Raw genomic sequence first — 20,848 nt, 5'->3', positions numbered from 1 at the left:
TTTTTGAGGGCATAGCTTGCGTAACGATTAAACGTATATTTGCATGCGAAAGAAAAGCACGTAGAGGATTCTTACTTTTTCTGCCAAATTCGAAGAAGCTAACTAATTAAACATGGCAAAGTTCAAAAATAACTGGAAATAGTTGCTCATAGAGTCCTACTGTCGTTTCTAGGAACTATTTGGAACGAATATAAATTTCAAAAGGTATTCGCAATGTGATCATTGCGAATACTTTTTGTCAACAATCTGCGATAACTTCGGTACTCCGTATCCTACATAAAAAGTGGAACTTCCTATATTTTAATTAGGATTTTCCCTGCATATTGGCGGCTTCCCATTAGTTCATGGGCTTTCTGCATGTCCTCTAATGCAAAAATGTTAGCAATAGGTACTTGGAAATGTGCATCACTTACTAAAGAAAAAATATCCTGTGCAACGTGTTGCAGCATTTCTGGCCTTAATGAGCGAGTCGTCCCTAAGCTAAAGCCTTTGACATTGCGACAGCTATTATGTAAATCAGTTGTTTTAATGTGGCCCGCTGTACCATACTATTTCCAAATTGTATTGGGCATACGCTCCGTTTTTCGGAAATGCGAAAACACAATCCTTTTTAAACTTACTACTATCATCAAAAACTTCTTCTATCTCACTAGCAACATCTAAACCAAGAACCATTGGGAAATTTGCCTTAGCTTTATTCCCTGTTCGATTTTTAATATCGGCAAAATTGACACTTGTGTACATTGTACGAATTAACACTTCCCCTATTGAAATAGCAGGCTTTGGACATTCAACATACGTTAAAACAGACGCTGGTCCAAACTCATTAATAATCACAGCATTCATAATCTCACTCCTCCCTGATATAGTTAAAATATAAGATCGTAACAAAAAAAGGGATACATTTACATATTGATATAGTGGGGGAATTCCAGTGAAAATAAAGCCTAAAAAAGATGTATATAAGGGCCAAACTTACAACTATTTTGAATTAGGTAATGATAAAATCTGTTTCATGTTTTCTGGTACGGGTTACACGTATGATAAACTTCTTATGTATTATTCCACGACATTCATGCTGGAACTTGGGTATGATGTAGTGCAAATCTGTTATTCTTTTGAACAGCAACAATTTGAACAAGAGCCAACAGCCATTTCAGAAATGGTCTATAGTGCCACAAATCCTATTGTGACTTACATGTTAGACAGCAAACCATATCAAGAAGTTGTGTACCTAGGTAAATCGTTAGGGACTCTACCAATTATAGATTTTTATATGCAACGGCATACATCTTTTCCTTCTCGCTATGTCCTATTTACACCACTTCTGTCATTCGAACATACCCTACATAATTTGCAGGACAAGCATGCCTTTTTGGCAATTGGTACAGCAGATCCACATTTCTCACAAGAAAAATTGGACCAGCTGAATTGTCATCATCTTGCAATTGTAGAAAGCGCTAATCATTCTCTAGAATTAGTAAATGATACGCTAACTTCCATTACGCTTTGTCAGACACTGTTAAAAGAATTACAATTATTTATTCAAAAATAATACAGCACAACGTACATCAACAACAGCAAAAATCTACCGCACCCTCTTCATCGCTGTTGGTGTTGGCTTTAAGTAGTACTGTTCACTGCTAAAATACTTATACTTCTCTCAACTAGTCACCCTGTGAAATTAGCTGTATATTAGATGTATACATAGTCATTATATGAAGGAGGAATTTTTTTGGTATCATCGAAAGATGTAGCAAAATATGCAGGTGTATCACAAACAACCGTTTCTCGTGTGTTAAACACGCCTGAGTTAGTGAAAAAACCAACGCTCGATAAAGTAATGAAAGCCATTCAAGAGCTGAATTATTTCCCTAATGCACATGCGCGTTCACTTGTTCAAAATAAAACGGGTACCATTGTCCTTCTATCTGGGCCATTGCACAATCCATTTTTCGTCGACACAACTACTGCGATTGTAAATTTTGCGAATGATATGGGCTATCGTGTGAATGTACAGTTTGTCAATGATAAAAAACTTTCTGAAGCCTATGCTACAGCAATTGAACATAAGGTAGACGGTATAATTTTATCCTGCATATTAATTGACGATCCATTTTTTGAGCAATTGAAGCGAATGAATATTCCATTTATTACTTATAACCGGAAGCATAGAAATAACGAACATTTTGTAGAGATTGACAATTTTGAAGCAGGCTATTTAGCGGCAAAACATGTCATTGACTTAGGGCATAAGCGAATTGCTTGGGTAGGTGGACCATTAACTGTTAGTACTTTTAACAATCGTTATCTTGGTTTTTTACAAGGCTTGCGGGATGCTGCTATCGACATAGCAGCATCATATATTTTTAATACAGATACCTCAAAGCTAGATATTTCTCATGCTTTTCAAACGTTAATGGCATATCCGCACCCCCCTACTGCCATTTGTACAGGTGCTGATTCACTTGCACTAAATCTATTAGATGATGCGATGCGGGACAATATTGACGTTCCTAACGATCTGAGCATTATTGGAATAGATAACGTGGACTTGAGTCAACATGGAGCTATTCAGCTAACGACAGTGGGGAGTATTTCAGAACAAAACTTAGGATTTATGGCCATTGAGAAATTAATTGAAATAATTGAAAATAAAAAAAATAGTTGCGTAAAAATTACGGAATCTGTTAAAGTGTTTGAAAGAAGCACTACTCGAAAAATATAAAAACAAACTTTCAAAAAGGTTTGTTTTATATTTTATGGTTAAATGAATACGTAACCATATCCTTTTTTTAATATTCTTTGGTTACGTATTCATATATTTATATACCAGTAGTAGGGCATCGTTATTTCAAAATGGTTACGTATTCATTGCAAGGGGGCATGTTTTATTAAAAGCGTTCATTTAGTAAAGGGGGCATTTTCACATTTAGGAGGAGAAATGTTTTATGAAATGGAAAAATCGTAAGTACGGCGAAGAGTCGCCTTATATTCCAGCGGGTCCTTTTAAAATCCGCTTACCTTTTATTCACTATCGTTTTGAATGGCCAGATTATGTACAAGGTTTGTTAATGTGCGCAGTTGATTTGTCTGCAATTCCATTGTTAACAACTTTACTCGGTATGCCGTTTGAGGTAGCTTTAGCAATTATAGTATTAAATGGTTTGTTTTATTTAACGCATCATTTATTAGGTGATCCAGCAGTGCCAGGGTGGATTACACCAGCAATTCCACTAATCACATTGTATTGTCAGCAGTTCCCTGAAGGTCCTGAACGTGTTCATGCGCTCATAGCCTTTCAGATGACACTCGGTTTGTTATCCATCTTCTTAGGTGCTACTGGATTAGCCCAACGAGTAGTACGACTAATCCCACCAGCAATGAAATCAGGCATTATTCTCGGTGCTGGACTTGCCGCTGTTATTTCTGTATTCCAAGTTGGTGGTCGTTTTGAAACATTTCCGTGGACAATCTCTATAGCCATCGGAATAGGATTTTACTTATTATTTTCTAAACATTTCGCGGTTTTCCATAAACGAAACGCATTGTGGGCAACTATTGCCAAACTAGGAATTTTCCCTGTTATTCTGATTGCAGTAATCATTGCTCCCCTATTCGGAGAGGCACCTTGGCCGACTATTCAATTTGGGTTTTCAGCGCCCGATTTCATAACACTTTGGAATGACTACACCGTATTCGGTTTAGGCTTACCTCCTTTGATGATGTTTGTTACAGGACTACCTACTGTATTAGCAACTTATATCGTACTATTTGGTGATGTTTTACAAAATAAGGTATTGGTAGAGGATGGTGCAGCAGCTCGACCAGATGAAAAGCTTGAGTATAGTCCAAGTCGAGCACATTTAATCTTTGGTATCCGTAATTCATTTATGAGTGTCTTAGGTCCTGATGTGACGATGTGTGGACCAACCTGGTCAGCTATGCAAGTTGTTATGATTGAGCGCTACAAAAAAGGGCGTAAGGCAATGGATTCCTTCTTCGGTGGTATCGGTTCCTTCCGATGGGGTACAAATACAGGTTTGCTGCTATTGCCGATTGTCAGTCTAGTTGAACCAATTTTAGGTGTAGCACTAGCATTAACCCTATTAATTCAAGGTTATGTCAGTGTAAAAGTTGGGATTTTAGAGGCTCGAAGTCAAACTGACTTAGGGATTGCGGGTATTATTGCAGCTGTACTTTGCATTAAAGGTGCAGCATGGGCATTCGCTGTTGGTATTATTTTATGTTTATTAATTTATGGTAAAGACTTCTTTAAAGGTGAAGTCGACAAAACATTTACAAAAGACCAATTGACGCAAGATAAAGCTTAATGATGAAAGGATGATTAGATGAAAAAACAATATTATGTAAATGGTGAATGGAAAACTGCAAATCATTTCGCAGAGCTTCACTCCCCTTATTCTAAAGAGGTTATTGCCGAAATTTCTCAAGCTACACGTGAAGATGTGGAAGAAGCAATTCAGTGTGCCTACCAGGCAAATTCAGCTATGGCAGCATTAACAGCTTACGAGCGTGCAGCTATACTTGAACATATCACACAGCTCTTTACTGAAAATCGCGTGAAAGCAGCTGAAATAATTGCCCTTGAAGCAGCTAAACCTTTGAAATATGCATTAGGGGAAATCGATCGCACAATTGAAACCTACAAATTTGCTGCTGAAGAAGCTAAACGGCTTACGGGTGAAATGATTCCAATGGATGCAGCCAAAGGTGGCGCTGGGCGTTTTGCCTATACGATTGAACAGCCTTTAGGTGTTATTGGTGCTATTACTCCCTTTAATTTCCCACAAAATTTAGTGGCACATAAGGTTGGCCCTGCCATTGCAGCTGGTAACACGATTGTCTTAAAACCTGCTTCTCAAACGCCACTTTCTGCGCTATTTTTAGCTGAAATGATTGATCAAACTGCCCTACCGAAAGGGGCTTTTAATGTCGTAACAGGTAGCGGTAAAACTGTTGGCGATGCACTTGTAGATAGTAACAAAGTTAAAATGATTACATTCACAGGTAGTCCGGCTGTTGGAATTGGCATTCGTGAAAAAGCAGGCCTGAAAAAGGTCGCCCTAGAATTAGGCTCCAATGCAGGTCTTATTATAGATCACAATGTAGACTTAGATGAGATCGTGCCGAAGTGCGTTATGGGGGCTTTTTCAAATCAAGGTCAAGTTTGTATTTCATTGCAGCGCGTTTATGTACTGGATGAATTATATGAGGCATTTACTGAAAAATTCATAGCTGCAACAACACAATTAATGATTGGTAATCCTCTTGAAGACACAACAGATATTTCTGCAATGATTCATCCTGATGAGCAGGTTCGTGCGATGAACTGGGTACAAGAGGCCACCCAAAACGGAGCACAACTTTTAACTGGTGGCACTGTAGAAAATGGTGTATTTTTGCCTACAATTTTAACGAATGTAGCCTCTACATTAAAAGTTTCATGCCAAGAAGTATTCGCGCCTATCGTTATCATCAATCGTATTTCTTCTATTGATGAAGGCATAGCAGCCATTAATGACTCGAACTACGGCTTACAAGCGGGTATTTTCACAAAGGATATTCAAACAGCCTTTACTGCTTCCAAAAAGCTTGAAGTTGGTGGTGTTATCATTAATGACATTCCCACATACCGTGTCGATCAAATGCCCTATGGTGGTGTTAAGGAAAGTGGTACAGGTAAGGAAGGTTTAAAATACGCAATACATGAAATGACAGAAACAAAATTGGTCGTTTGGAATCAACAATAAGGAGTGCTGATTATGTCTGAAAAAATTACATTTGCCCCTATTAGCTATACGGGCTGGGGTTCGTTATCTCACCTATTGGATGAAGTAAAACGTTTGAAAGCCAGTAAAATACTAGTAGTAACTGATCCTTTCCTTAAGGATATCGGTCTTACTAATCAAGTTACAGAGCCGTTAGAGGCTGAAGGTTACGCCATTGAAATTTATACAGAAGTTGTTCCTGAACCACCTTTAGCAATAGGTGAAAAATTAGTGGCTCATACACGTGTCAATGCTTTTGATTTAGTTATTGGTGTAGGCGGTGGTAGTGCGCTGGATTTAGCAAAATTAGCTGGTGTACTTGCTTCACATGAAGGCAATGTCGCACATTATTTAAATTTAACAGGCACAAAACAAATCACAGAAAAAGGAATTCCTACTATATTAATTCCGACAACTTCAGGTACAGGCTCAGAAATTACGAATATCTCTGTCCTTTCTCTTGAAACAACAAAGGATGTGGTGACACACGACAACTTACTAGCCGATGTGGCCATTGTCGACCCTGCCCTGACAATTTCTCTACCACCAAAAGTCACTGCCGCTACTGGGGTTGATGCTTTAACCCATGCAGTAGAATCCTATATTTCTAAAAATGCTAGTCCTGTTTCAGATGCTTTGGCATTACAAGCTATTCGCCTAATTAGTAACTCGATACGTACAGCAGTTGCCAATGGACAAGATAAACAAGCACGAACTGATATGAGTTACGGTAGTTATCTTGCAGGTATTGCCTTCTTTAACGCTGGCGTGGCTGGGGTTCATGCACTTGCTTACCCTTTAGGTGGCCAATTCCACATAGCCCATGGTGATTCGAATGCCGTATTACTTCCTTATGTAATGGGCTATATTCGCCAAAGTTGTGAGAAACGAATGAAAGACATTTATGATGCAATGGGCTTTAGTTCCATAAACCTTTCTCAAGAAGAAGCATCCTATAAATGTGTTGCCGAATTAAAACGCTTAGTTGAAGATGTGGGTATCCCCTCTTCTTTAAAAGGCTTTAACATTCCAGAAGATGCTTTACAAAGTCTCACAAATGATGGCATTAAACAACGTCGTATTTTAGCACGAAGCCCCATGCCTCTATTAAAAGAGGATATTTATACGATTTATAAAGCTGCTTACGACGGCGTAATTGTGGAACCTTCGAAATAGGTGCCGAATAGAGGGGCCGTCAAGTCCGGCTAATCTGAAAATATGAATCTGCTCGTGTTCTGCGCGTTAGCAGGAAGTCTTCTCGACGCTCAGCGTCTAGCAAGATGCTTGCTTTGCCTAGCGCGGAAATCCGGCAGATTCACTTTTATTTTCAAGTCCGGAAAAAGCCACTCGCTTTCCGCGCGCGAGCCAGCTAACCTCCTCCTTTGCTCGTTTCGTGTGGGGCCTAAACCTGCTCGCGTTCTTCTGCAGGAGTCTTGCAATGGAAAGCGTCCGTCGTCGCGGAAATCAACGGATTCTTATAGACTCCTCAATTTTAAAACCAATTTTGATTTTATCTTCAATCTAAAAAGCTCTCCCCAATATGGGGAGAGCTTTTTTCGATATTGAATTTTAGTATGCTAAACCAAATAAAGCTTTGATGTGTGTAAGATAGCGAATGTTAGACGCTTCTTTCATAAGTGTAGCAGGAAGTCCTTTAAGTTGAGTGTTGCTAGCACCTATTGTAGCTACAGCATCTTTGCGACCTAAGCTTGCAAGTGTACCAGAGTTAACTGCTGAGAATGGCTTCAAATCTTGGTTTTTGTATTGTGCGAATAAGTTGTAACCAGCGCATTCGCCCATTTGCCATGCAACTTGTGCAGTTGGTGCGTAAAGTGGACGTCCACCGTCAGCTGGTAATGCAACAGATGCATCACCGATTACGAATACATCAGCATGTGATGTAGATTGTAAGAATTCGTTGATAGTTGCTTTACCGCGATCAGCAGCAAGACCTGACTCACCTACTAGTGGAAGTGGCGCTACACCACCAGTCCATACAAGTGTGTTTGCAACGATTGGCTCACGGTCTTTAAGTGAGATTACATTACCGTCAACACCAGTAACCGGTGTCCCTGTAATGAATTCAACACCACGTTTTGTTAAGCTTTCAGTAGCACGCTCAATAAGCACGTCTGGCAGTACTGGTAAGATTTTTGGACCAGCCTCAACAAGTTTGATTTTAAGGTCAGCAAAGTTAACACCGTGCTTTGCTGCGATTTTAGGGAAGTTGTCCACGATTTCGCCAACAAGTTCAACACCTGTTAAACCGCCACCACCAATAACGATTGTTGCATCCGCTTCGTCTTTTGACTGTGCGTAAGCTTTAATACGGTCTTCGATGTGTCTATTAATTTTATTGGCATCATTTACTGATTTAAGTACCATAGAGTTTTCTTCTAGCCCTGGGATACCGAAGAAACCTGTTTGGCTACCTAGTGAAACTACTAAAGTATCATAATTTAAAGTATATCCAGTATCTAAATCAACCTTTTTAGTGTCTACGTTGAATTTCGTTACTTTTGCAATTTCTAGATTAATATCTAAACCTTTGAAGATTTTTTTTAGTGGTAATGCTACAGCACCTTCTGCAATAGTACCTCCAGCTAAACGGTGAAGCTCAGTGATGATTTGGTGTGTTGGAAATTGGTTAACGACTGTGATTTTAGCTTCATCAGCTGATAAATACTTACGTGCTGTTAATGCAGTTAAAACACCAGCGTAACCAGCACCTAAGATGACGATTTCTTTTGACATTATTAATTAATCCTCCGTCCTTACGAATTAAATGTATCTCGAGTCTTATTTAGATTGACGTTCAGCGTTTACTTGTAAAAAAGCATTTACAAAACGGAAAACACCTTGAACTTGAGGGTCTTTTAGCATTTTCATAAGACCAAATAAACCGATAACTTCTTGGCTCTCAGAAGCACGGTCTTTTGCTTCAATTGCAGTAGCTGCAAGATTTTTAGCTGTACCTACAACTGGACCAGCCATTTCTGTAACAGCACCGACAGTATCATTTTTTAATACTTCATCAGTTGCAACTGCTTGTGCGAACTCATATGATTTTGTTAATAACGTCATCATTTCAGTTAACTTTGGTAATTGCTCAACTAAAGTTGTTAGAGAGGCTTGTACCTCAGGCTTTAATAGTTGGTCTAGTACATCTAGTTGTTCTTGACTCACAGTTAATTGTTCAGATTGTGCTTGGTTATTCGTTTCTGACATGTTGAACTCTCCTTTGCCATCACTATTACTATTTTTATATTACTTCCATGTAAAAAAGACCATTAAGCGATTTCTTAACAGTCGTTACAGCGGATATCTTACACATTCACCAGTCACAAGGGCTGGATAGTAATTCGTATGATCAGTTATTACAATGTTAACTTCATTTTGCAAAAAGTACATCACAATTCCATCCTTATCTTGGTGACATTACAACCTTCATTATAAAGCTGTTTGTACATTATTTCAATCAGCTAAATCACAATTTCAACATTCTTTTCAAGATTCATTGAATTTGTCAACTATTTGTTGTTAACAAAGATATCTTTTTGTCCATTTTGTTAAAAAATACAATTCCTTAATTCTCTTTTTTTAGCTGATGCGGTAATAAATATTTTACAATCAATAGTAATGCATTCTATTTTCTAGACAGTCTACTACCAAACTTATGACGACTTCTTAACAGACAGCCAGAAGAAATCAATAATCTCTTTCGCAGCATTGGCTTCTGTTTGAAATAGTCGATTACCTTCGCCATCTTTAAAATAGCCAACTGACATGAGCGCCATAAAGGTATGTGTAAAAAATTGAGCATTACCAGTCCGAATTGTCCCCTTGTCCATTTCACTTTGCATCGCCTGCTCAATTGTTTTATACATTTCGTTTTCCGAGGCATGAACTTCTTTTAATTGTTGCTCTGATAAATTAATTGTAGCTTCACGCATAAAATTCTTCATATCAATATCCAATGTTGCAGATAAATGAATTTCGACTAGTTGCTCTAATCGCTCTTTAAATGCTGTAGGCTGTTCTAATATCTGTTTAATATGTAGCTGAATTCTTTTCATCATTGCAATTAATGCGGAGGTATATAACTCCCCTTTAGTCGGGTAATAGTAATAAATAGTTGCTTTCGTAACATTGCATGCTTTTGCTACATCATCCATCGACACATTCTTATAGCCATCTTTAATAAAAAGTCTTGTTGCCGTCTCCAGTACAAGTTCTTTAGTTGGTTTAGCATTGTCATCATGGCGAGGTCTTCCTAGAACACGCGGTGATTGTTTCAACAAGTTCGCCCCCTTATAACTGATTATTATTAGACATAGTATAACATATCGGTAAATAGTAATTGATTAATTAACCTTCTAGTATATATAATTATCATTACATACATGGAATGGAGGTTTCGTCATGCAAAAACACCCACTCGAGCAATGGGGCGCAATGGTTGCAGGTAAAAAAGGTCGGTTGTTAGCACTTACCATTTGGGTTTTACTTGTTGTTGTCCTATCTTTTGCTTGGCCACAAATAAATAGTATTGAAAGTGAATCGGGTAATAATCTGCCTGATTCAGAAATGTCTGAGCAAGCAGCAGCTATTATTGAAGAAGAATTTCCAAATGATGCCGGTACCCCACTGTTACTTGTCTGGCATCGTGAAAATGGTCTAACGACCGATGATTACTCAGCTATTCAAAAGGTATACAAAGATCTTAAAACCATACCTTTGGCACACCAATCTCTTGTTCCACCCTATGATGAAATGCCACCTCAAGCTTTTTTGGCAGCCACATCTGAAAATGGTTCAACAATCGTTACACCTATTTTCTTTGAAAAAGGTGTTGCTACTGATTTATTACAAGAGAGTCTTGATAATTTAGCCAAAACAATGGATACGTATAATGTCCAATTAGATGAAGAATTAACAAAAGATGCACTCCATGTACGCTATTCAGGACCTGTGGGTATTGCAACAGATGCTGTTAGCTTATTCTCGCAAGCGGATGTGAAACTACTAATAGCAACGGTAATGCTTGTACTTGTGTTACTGATACTAATCTATCGTTCACCTTTACTTGCCATTATTCCACTAATCGTTGTAGGCCTTGCTTATGGTGTCATTAGTCCAACACTTGGTTTCTTTGCGGAGCAAGGCTGGATTGATAAGGATTCACAGGCTGTGTCCATTATGACCGTATTGCTTTTTGGTGCAGGAACAGACTATTGTTTATTTTTAATATCCAAATATCGTGAAATACTGTTTGATATTGAGGATAAGGCTTCAGCAATGAAGCTTGCTGTAAAGGAATCTGGTGGTGCTATTTTGATGAGCGCTTTAACGGTCGTTATCGGATTAGCCACACTTAGTCTTGCCCACTATGGCGCATTCCAACGCTTTGCGGTGCCATTTAGTTTTGGCGTTTTAGTAATGGGCATAGCGGCATTAGTTGTACTGCCTGCCATCCTCGTTATTATTGGGCGTGTAGCATTCTTTCCATTTACACCTCGAACAGAGGACATGGCTCGTAAGAAGGGTAAAAAACAACATAAGTCATCTCATAAAATAAGCCGCAAAATCGGACACTTCGTCACGCATAAACCTTGGATTGTTATTGTTGTAACTGTTCTTTTACTTGGTGGTTTAGCAGCATTTGTGCCGCGTATTCAATATACATTTGACTTATTATCTTCTTTCCCAGAGGATATGCCCTCTCGTGAAGGTTTTACTTTAATAGAAGAAAATTTCTCACCGGGAGAACTAGCGCCTGTTCAACTTGTAATTGATACGACAGGCACAGATATTAATATCCAGCAGTCGCTCACTGCACTTCCTTATATAGATACTGTGGGAGATGTCCAAATTGGGGAGAAAAACGATGCCATTCAATTATATGAACTTACGTTTAATGCAAACCCTTATGCAAAAGAATCATTGGCGCATATACCAGAGCTTAAGGCTGAAGTCGTAAATATACTTGAAAGTACAGGCATCAAGAATGCTGATCAGCAAGTGTGGATTGGCGGAGAAACTGCAAGTCAGTATGACACACAACAAATTACTGAACGTGATGAATCGGTTATAATGCCGACCATGATTGCGTTAATAGCAATTTTATTATTTATCTATTTACGTTCTGTGACAGCAACAGTGTATTTACTGGCGACAGTGATTATTTCTTATTTTGGCGCACTCGGTGCAGGTTGGCTTATTTTGCATCATATTATGGGAGCAGAGGCGATATCGGGTGCCATTCCACTGTATGCATTTGTATTCTTAGTAGCCCTTGGGGAAGATTATAACATCTTCATGATTTCAGAAATTTGGAAGAAACGTAAAAATACAGATCATTTAACAGCGGTAGAAGAGGGCGTAGTTCATACGGGTAGTGTCATTACATCTGCAGGTCTTATTTTAGCAGGTACATTCGCTGTCCTCGCAACACTACCTATACAGGTACTTGTGCAATTTGGCGTTGTGACTGCCATCGGTGTTCTACTGGATACATTTATCGTACGTCCACTGCTTGTGCCAGCGATTACTACTGTTCTTGGAAAATATGCTTTTTGGCCAGGTCCGCTATTTAAAAAGGATGCCTAAAGCCTGCTATCCAACTCTTAATATTTTGTAATTAAAGCAGCACGTTAATGTATAAGAATAGACCCGTTTTTTGTGGATGCTACTAGGCACACAGAAAACGGGTCTTATTTTATCCTTTTATAACATGACTTTTCATCTAGATTATTAAATGTATCGACCAACTTCTAGATTTTATCGATAACTTCAAACGATTTATCCCCCAACTATACGATTACTGTAACAACGTATTGAAAAAAACATAAAAAGCCCCGTTCTTAGAACGGAGCTTTTTGTCGTTTATAAGCTAAATTTAAATCATTTCTCTCATTTATTACTTTGTAGGTTTTTTCAAATCCATTGTAGCTGCTACACTTTCAACTTTTACACGTTTTAAGAAGAATGCCAGCACTAGTGCAAGAACTGTTACAATAGCCGCTATTAAGAATGAATGTGTAATCCCATCTAATAAGGCTGTTTGCATAATTTGATCTTGCATTTGTTGCATTTGCTCAGCTGTTGGCACCACACCGGATTGAGCCGCCTTCGCTTGTGCATCTGCTATTAAGTCCGCAGCTGTCGCTTTCGTACGGTTGTTCATAAAAGTAACCAACACTGCACTACCTATCGCTCCTGCTACTTGTTGTAGAGTATTATTGATAGCCGTACCATGTGGATTCATAATTTGTGGTAATTGATTTAAACCGTTTGTCATAATAGGCATCATTACCATAGACATACCGAACATACGAATTGAATACATAGACACGATAAATGTATAACTCGAATCCATGGCTAATTTCGTTAGACCAAATGTAGCAAGAGTAGTAATCGTTAAACCAATAATCGCTAAAATACGCGGCCCGAATTTATCAAAAAGCTTCCCTGTAATTGGAGACATAATGCCCATTACAAGTGCCCCCGGAAGCATCATTAATCCCGCTTCAAAAGGTTCAATTCCACGAATTGATTGCACATAAGCCGGTGTTAAAATCATCCCAGAGAACATCGCCATGGAAACAATAACAGAAATAGCCGAGCCCAGTGCAAACATCGGATATTTGTAAATACGTAGTTCCAGTAAAGGTTCATCCATACGTAATTGTTTGAAGATGAAAATAATTAACGATACAAAACCAATTGAAATGGTACCGTATACCCAAGGGCTAGACCATCCTTTATCGCCTGCTGTACTGAAACCATAAAGAATACCACCAAATGCAACTGTCGATAAAAATACGGAAAGGAAATCTAAATGAACTTCACGTGTCTCCATCACGTTTTTTAATTTCCAAACGCCAAATAGTAAACTAATAATGGCAAATGGAATAATCATTTGGAATAGCATGCGCCAATCATGATGTTCCACAATCCAGCCTGATAATGTTGGACCAATAGCTGGTGCCGCAATCATAACTAAACCAAAAATACCCATTGCTGCTCCACGTTTTTCTTTCGGGAAGCTCGTCAGCATTACATTCATTAACAGGGGTGACATACTTGAAGCCCCTGCTGCTTGCACCATACGACCAGCTAAGAGCACGCCAAAGTTTGGCGCAAAACCAGCCATAATTGTACCAATTGTAAATATTGTCATCGCTGTAATAAATAGATGTCTATTTTTAAAGCGTGTTACGAAAAATGCCGAAGCCGGTACTAAGATACCACTTACAAGCATATAACCTGTAGCCAGCCATTGTACTTTTGCATACGTAATACCAAAATCTTTCATAATGGTTGGCAACGCAACATTTAACAATGTGTTGTTAAGAAAAGCAACAAAAGCACCCACAAATAAAATAGCAATCATGCCATAAGGGGGCTTTTTCATTGTTAAGTCATTATTCATTTATATCCCTCAATTCTTTCTTGTTGTTTAAGATAAAACTTATTTTATACTCCCAGTCTACTTTTTTCAACAATTTATATTAATAATTTTAAAAACGTTGATATATAAGCGTTTTCATTATAGAATGAGAGTATAATAATTAAAAAAGGTGAGGTTATGAACAAAAGAAAAAGACAAATACTTACTTCTGCCCGTGAACTTTTTATAGAAAAGGGATTCGTAGATACATCTATTAACGATATCATCAGTGCTGCTAAAATATCTAAAGGCACATTTTATAATCATTTCGCCTCGAAAAACGAATGCTTAATCGCCATTCTAGATGAAGGGCGCGAGGAAGCAAGCAATCGCCGACATGAGCTTCTTTATGGGAAAGATCCAACTGACTTGGAAGTATTAACACAGCAAGTTGCAGTGCTCATGTATGTCAACCGCGAGCAAAATCTCATTCAAATTTTCGAATCAATTTTCCATTCTCGGGATAACGAACTAAAGAAAATTATTTTGAACTACCATTTACAAGAGTTAGAATGGCTTGCCAATAGACTTGTACAAGTTTTTGGAGAAGAAATTAGTCCGATGAGCTATGAATGTGCGGTACAAACACTTGGTATGATTAACCTTTCTTTACGTGCAGTGTTGATTTCAGATTATAAATATATAAATCGAGAAGCAATTGTACGCGTAGCATTACGCAATATTAGTGTAATTATTCCTGCAATGCTAAAATCAAAAGATATCATTATAAGTGTCGAGATGATTAACGCCATACAAAATGTTGTAAATTATCGTTCAGTCAGTAAAGGAATGGTAATCGAACAACTTCAAGGCTTTACGAAGGGATTATCGAAGGATGAAACTGTTGAAGGTTTAGAGTTCGCTACGTTTTTAATGGAAGAATTGCAGCAAGAGAAACCTAAGCTCTTTATTATCGAATCACTACTTACACCTTTCAGAAAAGCATTTGTTGGGACTGAACACGCAGCAGAGGCGCGTGACATTGCCAATAATTTATGGCGTTACGTAAAAATAGAACATCCTTCCGAGCACTGTCATAAAAAATAATCATAGGCCAAAAAAAAGAAAAATAGTATGCTAGGAGTACCTATGCATACTATTTTTTGTCATGTAAAGTGAAAATGTACTTATTAATTTATTTGCGCAACAGCGAGGGGCAATGAAGCAACAGCGGTTAAATCCTCTTTGTCTAATACTCTGTAGCCACGATGCAGCGCGTACCTTAAACACAGAAAGCGCAGCACATTGTAAGGACTTATTTTCAGACTACGCCATCATATAACTTCATGCTAATATGAATGCGCTATTGTTCATATGAAAATTTCACAACAAAAACGGTACCTCTTGCATCAGAACTAACACGAATTGTCCCATCATGCAAATCAATTAGTTGTTTGGTAATCGCTAACCCCAGACCAGTACCTGTAGCATCATCGGTTGTATTTGTTCCTCGGTAATAGCGCTCAAATAAGTTATCTAGTTCTTTTTGTGGAATTCCTGGACCTTGGTCAGCAATTGTCAACATGACGCCTTCTTGCGTATTTTGCGCTTCAACACTTACCTTCGTGTCAATCGGGGTATACTTCTTGGCATTTGTAATTAAATTATCTAATATTCGCTTTAAAAGAAGTTCATCTGCATCCAGTATGACATCTCCATAGACATGCACACACACCTGATTGTCTGCAAATTGCAGTAACCACGTATTGAGGGCTAAGGATACCTTTTCAAGCTTTATCGCTTTATTTTTCAACTGATACGTATAGGTTAAATCTTGGATAAGAGCATCCATATATGTGGCCTTTTCTTGCATTGTTTTCGCAAATGCACGCATTTCATCATTCGTCCACTCATAATCACCAGACGCCAACATTGTGGAATAACCGTAAATAGAGCTTAGAGGTGTCTTTAAATCATGTGATAGCCCCGTAATCCATTCTTCACGTAATTGTTCGGATTGCTTAATTTGTCTTTCATTTGAGGCAAGTCGGTCCGATAAATGATTGAGCGATTCATCGACAGGTTGAAATAATTTAAATTTACGCTTTAATTTCCCTGTCTTCTGGTGATGAACTTTCTTATCGCTCAATTTCCGGTAGTCAAATTGCGCAAGTTGTTCAATCCGTGAAATAACGTAAACAAGCGGTCGAACAAATTGACGAGAAATCCCAATAGATAAGAAAATGACGCCAATTAACAAGATAATATGACTGCCGAAAAAAATTGCAACAAACAGAAGCATCGCTTTATTAAACGGTTCTTCAAACGGTTTATAGGCTGGGTTCGGCATACGTACAACAAGTGTTGTTTCATCTGCCAGTGTTGCACTTTGGATAAGTTCTTCCTGTTCGAAAATGTCATAATTCTCTTCAAATAATTCTGGCTTATCCAGTAATTTATAACTTTCACCAATAACTTCTACGCGTTTCCACCGTTCGTTATAAAGCTCTATAGTAGCTGTATTATCCTTTAAACGCTGGAGCAAATCTGCAGGTATGTCCTCTTGTTTTTGCCAAACACTATATGTTTCATCAAATAGAGGCTGCACAAGTGAAGTAGGTAAAAATAATAAGTAATATTTAGGTAGTTTCCACGTATGCATACCTGAACGTTCAAGCGACAAAATTTCACTATCGGCTAATCCGCAAAGTTCGCATGTATCCCCTGTATAATCCACTATGTCCATTGATTGATTGATTAAATATAACTGCCCTAAATTCTCCGCAGCACGTTCTACTAAATAATCCGCAATTCGTACAGAATCCCCATCCTTTACCACTGCGTCATTTTCAATTTCATAGGAAGTCATAGTATGGATATTATCACCAACACGTGCATTGATAAAAAACGCAAAAAATAACAGACTGACAATAAAGCCTAAAATAATTAATAAATAAAATACTGTGAAATATGAAACAAAACGCAGTGTTAATCTTCTTGATGGTTTCATCACTGAATATCTCCAACGAGTTTATAGCCAATTCCCCTAACCGTTACAATGCACGTCGGTTTACCTGGATCTTCTTCAATCTTTTCACGTAGTTTACGAATATGAACCATCACCGTATTATCATCGAATATATAATCTCCCCACACGCGTTCATATATTTGTTCCTTTGATAATACTTGCCCTGTATTTTCACAGAGATATTTCAGTAAATGAAATAACCTTCCACTAATAATGTCCTTTTTTCCATCAACTGTGAGCTCTGCCGCATCCACATTAAACACAAAACGATGACAAGTATATAGATGTCCCTCTTGCACATCCACCTTCTTTTTCATGTAACGCGTGAGCTGTACTTTTACCCTCGCTACAAGCTCTAGCGGATTAAATGGTTTTGTTATATAGTCATCCGCTCCATTCATAAAGCCACGTAGTTTATCCGCATCACTACTCTTGGCAGTTAAAAAGAAGATTGGGGCATCACTGTTCTCGCGGATACGCTTCGCCATCTCTAAGCCACTACCGTCTGGTAACATGATATCTAACAGATAAAAGTCAAATTCTTCCTTGCCTATTTCCCTCATGGCACCTTGTACAGTGTCACAAAGTGTAATGTTGTCAATTCCTTCTTTTCTTAAGATGATTTCAATCATTTCTGCTATAGCTCGTTCATCTTCTAATACTAAAATTTTTGCCTTTTGCATATTATCACCAACTTTTAAGATTACTTTAAGGTAGTCATTATATCTCTATAAGATTTTACTATTACTCTATGTATAAGTTAACCAATTAAGGAGATAAAACGCAAATGACAACAAATCGAGTTACCTTCATTGACAGTATGCGTGGATTAAGTTTGTTTGGGATTTTGATGGCTAACCTGCTTATTTTCCAGTTTGGCATGTATGGCAAGGATGAATTAAAAAATTTATCAATGATAGATAACGGTGCATTATATTTTGTAAAAGTCTTCATTGAGGGCTCATTTATGCCTATTTTCACCATCTTATTTGGCTTCTCTCTTATTAAATTTATCGAATCTGTCCGTAGAAAGAAAACTAAGAGTCGGTGGTCAATTCTACGTCGCGCAATTGGTCTAATCGCCATCGGTTGGCTCCATTCTTCATTTTTATGGGAAGGTGATATTTTATTATCTTATGGCTGTATGACATTATTTTTAATTCCGTTCATTAATCGTAAACCAAAAACATTATTTATATGGTGCGGTGTATTATTTTTACTGACGACAGCTTTAACATTCGGTCCTACGGAAATCACAAAAAAAGAGCAGAATGAACTAACTACTTATATCGAAAAGGCAGATGCAACTTATGCAAACGGAAGTTACCTAGACATCTATGATTTCCGTGCAAATGTTATGCCTCCTGGATTAGACGATCCTATTTTTGTATTCTTTATCTTTATTTTTGCACCTTTATTTTATGCACCACTGTTTTTATTTGGTATGGGGCTTGCTAAACTACACGCTTTTGAAAATATGCAAAAAGAAAAGAAATGGTACGTTATCGGGGCAATCTTAGTACCAGTGGGCCTCGCTTTCAAAGCATTTAGCTTTATAGAAAATAACTTTTCCGGCATGTTACTAATGGGTGGTTCACAGCTATTAGCGGTAGGCTACGTGTGCTTAGTAGCATTATTTTTTAATACGCGACCTGTACAGTTGCTCTCACCTGCTTTTGAAAGTGTCGGCAAGCTATCGATGACCAATTATTTAATGCAAACAATCATTTGTACAACAGTATTTTACGGATACGGACTCGGCTTATATGGCCAATTAGGCGTATTTGGTGGCATCATATTCGGGGTTGTACTCTATAGCTTGCAATGCATTTTTAGTATTGCTTATTTAAAGAAATTCAAACGTGGCCCGTTTGAAACCGTACTGAGAATATGGACGAATTGGTCATGGAGTGGGCAAACGAAACAGAAAGGAAGTACTGTAAATGAATCGTGAATCGAAAGAAGATTTTACAGATACATGGTGGTTTCTAGGAATTTGTGCAACCGTAACCGTCGTTCTTACTATATGCGCATTCTAAAGACTTAAACCTCATAAAAAACATTTTGGCACTATACGGGAAGTATATTACCTTAAACTCTTTTTACTAAGAAATAGAATAAAGCTCAATGTCTTGCAGGTTAAGTTACCGACAGCAACATTACCAACCAACGATTTGTAGGTTCTATTTTAAGCATATTGACGTCTGCTAATGCTCATGAACTATCCAAAACATATTCATATTCGTTTTCATATGTCCCCCTACTGTATACTATTTGTAGATAATATATAGCTTAGGGGGCTTTTCTATTGCTACAAAGAATAATAATTACAGGCTACAAACCACATGAACTCGGTATTTTCAATGATAAACATCCCGGGATTCACATCATAAAAAAGGCATTGGAAAACCGTTTACGTCAATTGATTGATGAGGGGTTGGAATGGGTTATTATTAGTGGCCAACAGGGCGTAGAAACTTGGAGTGCAGAGATTGTCCTCTCATTAAAGGAAGAGTTCCCTGCATTAAAACTTGCCATAATCACACCATTTTTAGAGCAGGAGAAAAATTGGCAGGATATTAAAAAAGAAAAATATCTGTCCATAGTATCTCAAGCAGACTTTGTAACAAGTGTCACTAAAAAGCCCTATGAGGCGCCATGGCAGTTTGTTGAAAAGGATAAATTTATCATTCAAAATACGGATGGGCTTCTTCTCATCTATGACGACGAAAACGAAGGCTCGCCAAAATATATGAAGAGACTCGCAGAAAAATTTAGAGAAACTAACGACTATACCCTTTTGATGATTACAGCATATGACCTACAAGTAATTGCAGAAGAAATACAACAGCAGGATTGGTAGATAAATATTGATATAATTTTCTGTCAATTATATACTAAACTAAATAGATTATGACGTCATTTATCCTGAAAGGAGCTGTTGACATTTGAATAGAAAAATCGAAATGATTGTTGAACCCTCACCTGTGAATATCTCACACGATACGTACCGTCGAGAGTGCCAATATTCGCGGGGGATTCATATTGAAGAACAAGAGTTCAAAGCCATTTTAGCTACAATGTGCCACGATTCACGCTTGTATTTTGATTTCCACAATCCTCGTAAAGAGATTAAACAAGGAACATATTTAAATGGACACTCCGGTCTAGCACGTGATATTTTTGATTATTATAAAAGAAAAGACGGCACTGAAATTACTGAGCTCATGAACGGCAAGGATTTTTATGTGAAAATAATTTAAAAAGCGACGTAGACTCAATGCTATTTCATCATGTCTACATCGCTTCAGACTATAGACAAACTCGGCAAAAGTCGAGTTTACCTATAGTCTTTTTTCTTTTCCAACAGAAAGCAAAAATATTTAATGCCACGCGCTTTCGGCGGACGAACAAGCTCGCATCCGCTACACTTTGTGCTAGGACTAGCTGGCTCGTTCTTACGCAGGAGTGTCGCAGTTTTTTTCTCTCTATATCGAATCAGAGAGTCGTGTCTAAAAAATAATTCCGATTGCTTAAGCGGTACCACCTGATTGCTAAGCCGTACTAGAAGCTAGATGCATCTTATAAAAAGACATGTATTAACTACTTCAAAATCCTAAACACGTGTTTCAGTTT

General features: G+C 37.9%; 18 protein-coding genes. 10 read left to right on the top strand and 8 right to left on the bottom strand.

Annotated features, from left to right (window positions below; translation table 11 throughout):
* Window positions 1–293: 293 nt before the first annotated feature.
* Complete coding sequence (locus C9J31_RS23485; protein ID WP_235616315.1) at window positions 294–449, bottom strand: zinc-binding dehydrogenase; 156 nt, start codon at window positions 447–449, stop codon at window positions 294–296.
* Window positions 450–525: 76 nt separating this feature from the next.
* Window positions 526–846 (bottom strand): alcohol dehydrogenase catalytic domain-containing protein, encoded by a 321-nt coding sequence (locus C9J31_RS23480; protein ID WP_238602052.1) that lies wholly within the window; start codon window positions 844–846, stop codon window positions 526–528.
* An 88-nt stretch (window positions 847–934) separates the two neighbouring features.
* Here C9J31_RS23480 and C9J31_RS01770 point away from each other — a divergent pair, with 88 nt between their 5' ends.
* The 5 genes from C9J31_RS01770 (at window position 935) to C9J31_RS01750 (ending at window position 6,968) form a co-directional block, all read left to right on the top strand.
* The gene (locus C9J31_RS01770; protein WP_107948500.1) at window positions 935–1,555 is read left to right on the top strand and encodes a hypothetical protein; all 621 of its coding nucleotides are present in this window, start codon (window positions 935–937) and stop codon (window positions 1,553–1,555) included.
* Between the two features lie 180 nt (window positions 1,556–1,735).
* A complete protein-coding gene (locus tag C9J31_RS01765) occupies window positions 1,736–2,728 on the top strand; it encodes a LacI family DNA-binding transcriptional regulator (protein ID WP_107924971.1) in 993 nt (330 codons plus the stop codon).
* Window positions 2,729–2,951: 223 nt separating this feature from the next.
* On the top strand, window positions 2,952–4,334 hold the full coding sequence (locus C9J31_RS01760; protein WP_107948502.1) for a hypothetical protein: 1,383 nt from the start codon (window positions 2,952–2,954) through the stop codon (window positions 4,332–4,334).
* An 18-nt stretch (window positions 4,335–4,352) separates the two neighbouring features.
* Complete coding sequence (locus C9J31_RS01755) at window positions 4,353–5,774, top strand: aldehyde dehydrogenase family protein (protein WP_107948504.1); 1,422 nt, start codon at window positions 4,353–4,355, stop codon at window positions 5,772–5,774.
* A gap of 12 nt (window positions 5,775–5,786) precedes the next feature.
* The gene (locus C9J31_RS01750) at window positions 5,787–6,968 is read left to right on the top strand and encodes an iron-containing alcohol dehydrogenase (RefSeq protein WP_107948506.1); all 1,182 of its coding nucleotides are present in this window, start codon (window positions 5,787–5,789) and stop codon (window positions 6,966–6,968) included.
* A gap of 393 nt (window positions 6,969–7,361) precedes the next feature.
* Here C9J31_RS01750 and C9J31_RS01745 read toward each other — a convergent pair whose 3' ends face one another.
* The 3 genes from C9J31_RS01745 to C9J31_RS01735 form a co-directional block, all read right to left on the bottom strand.
* Window positions 7,362–8,546 (bottom strand): NAD(P)/FAD-dependent oxidoreductase, encoded by a 1,185-nt coding sequence (locus C9J31_RS01745; protein WP_107948508.1) that lies wholly within the window; start codon window positions 8,544–8,546, stop codon window positions 7,362–7,364.
* A gap of 45 nt (window positions 8,547–8,591) precedes the next feature.
* On the bottom strand, window positions 8,592–9,020 hold the full coding sequence (locus tag C9J31_RS01740; RefSeq protein ID WP_107924965.1) for a helical membrane plugin domain-containing protein: 429 nt from the start codon (window positions 9,018–9,020) through the stop codon (window positions 8,592–8,594).
* Between the two features lie 446 nt (window positions 9,021–9,466).
* Complete coding sequence (locus C9J31_RS01735) at window positions 9,467–10,090, bottom strand: TetR/AcrR family transcriptional regulator (RefSeq protein WP_054767927.1); 624 nt, start codon at window positions 10,088–10,090, stop codon at window positions 9,467–9,469.
* Window positions 10,091–10,214: 124 nt separating this feature from the next.
* On the opposite strand from C9J31_RS01735, the gene C9J31_RS01730 reads away from it, so the two are divergent.
* A complete protein-coding gene (locus tag C9J31_RS01730) occupies window positions 10,215–12,401 on the top strand; it encodes an MMPL family transporter (protein ID WP_107948510.1) in 2,187 nt (728 codons plus the stop codon).
* A gap of 310 nt (window positions 12,402–12,711) precedes the next feature.
* On the opposite strand, the gene C9J31_RS01725 is transcribed toward C9J31_RS01730, so the two are convergent.
* Entirely contained in the window at window positions 12,712–14,226 is a 1,515-nt protein-coding gene (locus C9J31_RS01725; protein WP_107948512.1) for an MDR family MFS transporter, read from the bottom strand.
* 156 nt (window positions 14,227–14,382) lie between these two features.
* On the opposite strand from C9J31_RS01725, the gene C9J31_RS01720 reads away from it, so the two are divergent.
* Window positions 14,383–15,291 (top strand): TetR/AcrR family transcriptional regulator, encoded by a 909-nt coding sequence (locus tag C9J31_RS01720; protein WP_107948514.1) that lies wholly within the window; start codon window positions 14,383–14,385, stop codon window positions 15,289–15,291.
* A 256-nt stretch (window positions 15,292–15,547) separates the two neighbouring features.
* Here the strand turns inward: C9J31_RS01720 and C9J31_RS01715 are convergent, their stop codons facing one another.
* Together C9J31_RS01715 and C9J31_RS01710 are read right to left on the bottom strand one after the other, a co-directional pair.
* The gene (locus C9J31_RS01715; RefSeq protein ID WP_107948516.1) at window positions 15,548–17,194 is read right to left on the bottom strand and encodes a sensor histidine kinase; all 1,647 of its coding nucleotides are present in this window, start codon (window positions 17,192–17,194) and stop codon (window positions 15,548–15,550) included.
* Window positions 17,194–17,895 (bottom strand): response regulator transcription factor, encoded by a 702-nt coding sequence (locus tag C9J31_RS01710; protein ID WP_107924958.1) that lies wholly within the window; start codon window positions 17,893–17,895, stop codon window positions 17,194–17,196. The genes C9J31_RS01715 and C9J31_RS01710 overlap by 1 nt, the downstream gene beginning before the upstream one ends.
* A 104-nt stretch (window positions 17,896–17,999) precedes the next feature.
* Between C9J31_RS01710 and C9J31_RS01705 the strand changes: the two genes are divergently transcribed.
* The 3 genes from C9J31_RS01705 (at window position 18,000) to C9J31_RS01695 (ending at window position 20,475) form a co-directional block, all read left to right on the top strand.
* On the top strand, window positions 18,000–19,166 hold the full coding sequence (locus C9J31_RS01705) for a DUF418 domain-containing protein (RefSeq protein WP_107948518.1): 1,167 nt from the start codon (window positions 18,000–18,002) through the stop codon (window positions 19,164–19,166).
* Between the two features lie 354 nt (window positions 19,167–19,520).
* Window positions 19,521–20,075 (top strand): SLOG family protein, encoded by a 555-nt coding sequence (locus C9J31_RS01700; protein WP_107948520.1) that lies wholly within the window; start codon window positions 19,521–19,523, stop codon window positions 20,073–20,075.
* Between the two features lie 85 nt (window positions 20,076–20,160).
* Window positions 20,161–20,475, top strand: a complete 315-nt coding sequence (locus C9J31_RS01695; RefSeq protein ID WP_107948522.1) for a hypothetical protein — start codon at window positions 20,161–20,163, stop codon at window positions 20,473–20,475.
* Window positions 20,476–20,848: the final 373 nt, after the last annotated feature.

It is taken from the genome of Lysinibacillus parviboronicapiens (assembly GCF_003049605.2).
Classification (GTDB): Bacteria; Bacillota; Bacilli; order Bacillales_A; family Planococcaceae; genus Lysinibacillus; species Lysinibacillus parviboronicapiens.
The sequence above is the reverse complement of the archived record's forward strand: the minus strand, read 5'-3'. Positions and strand labels throughout refer to the sequence as shown.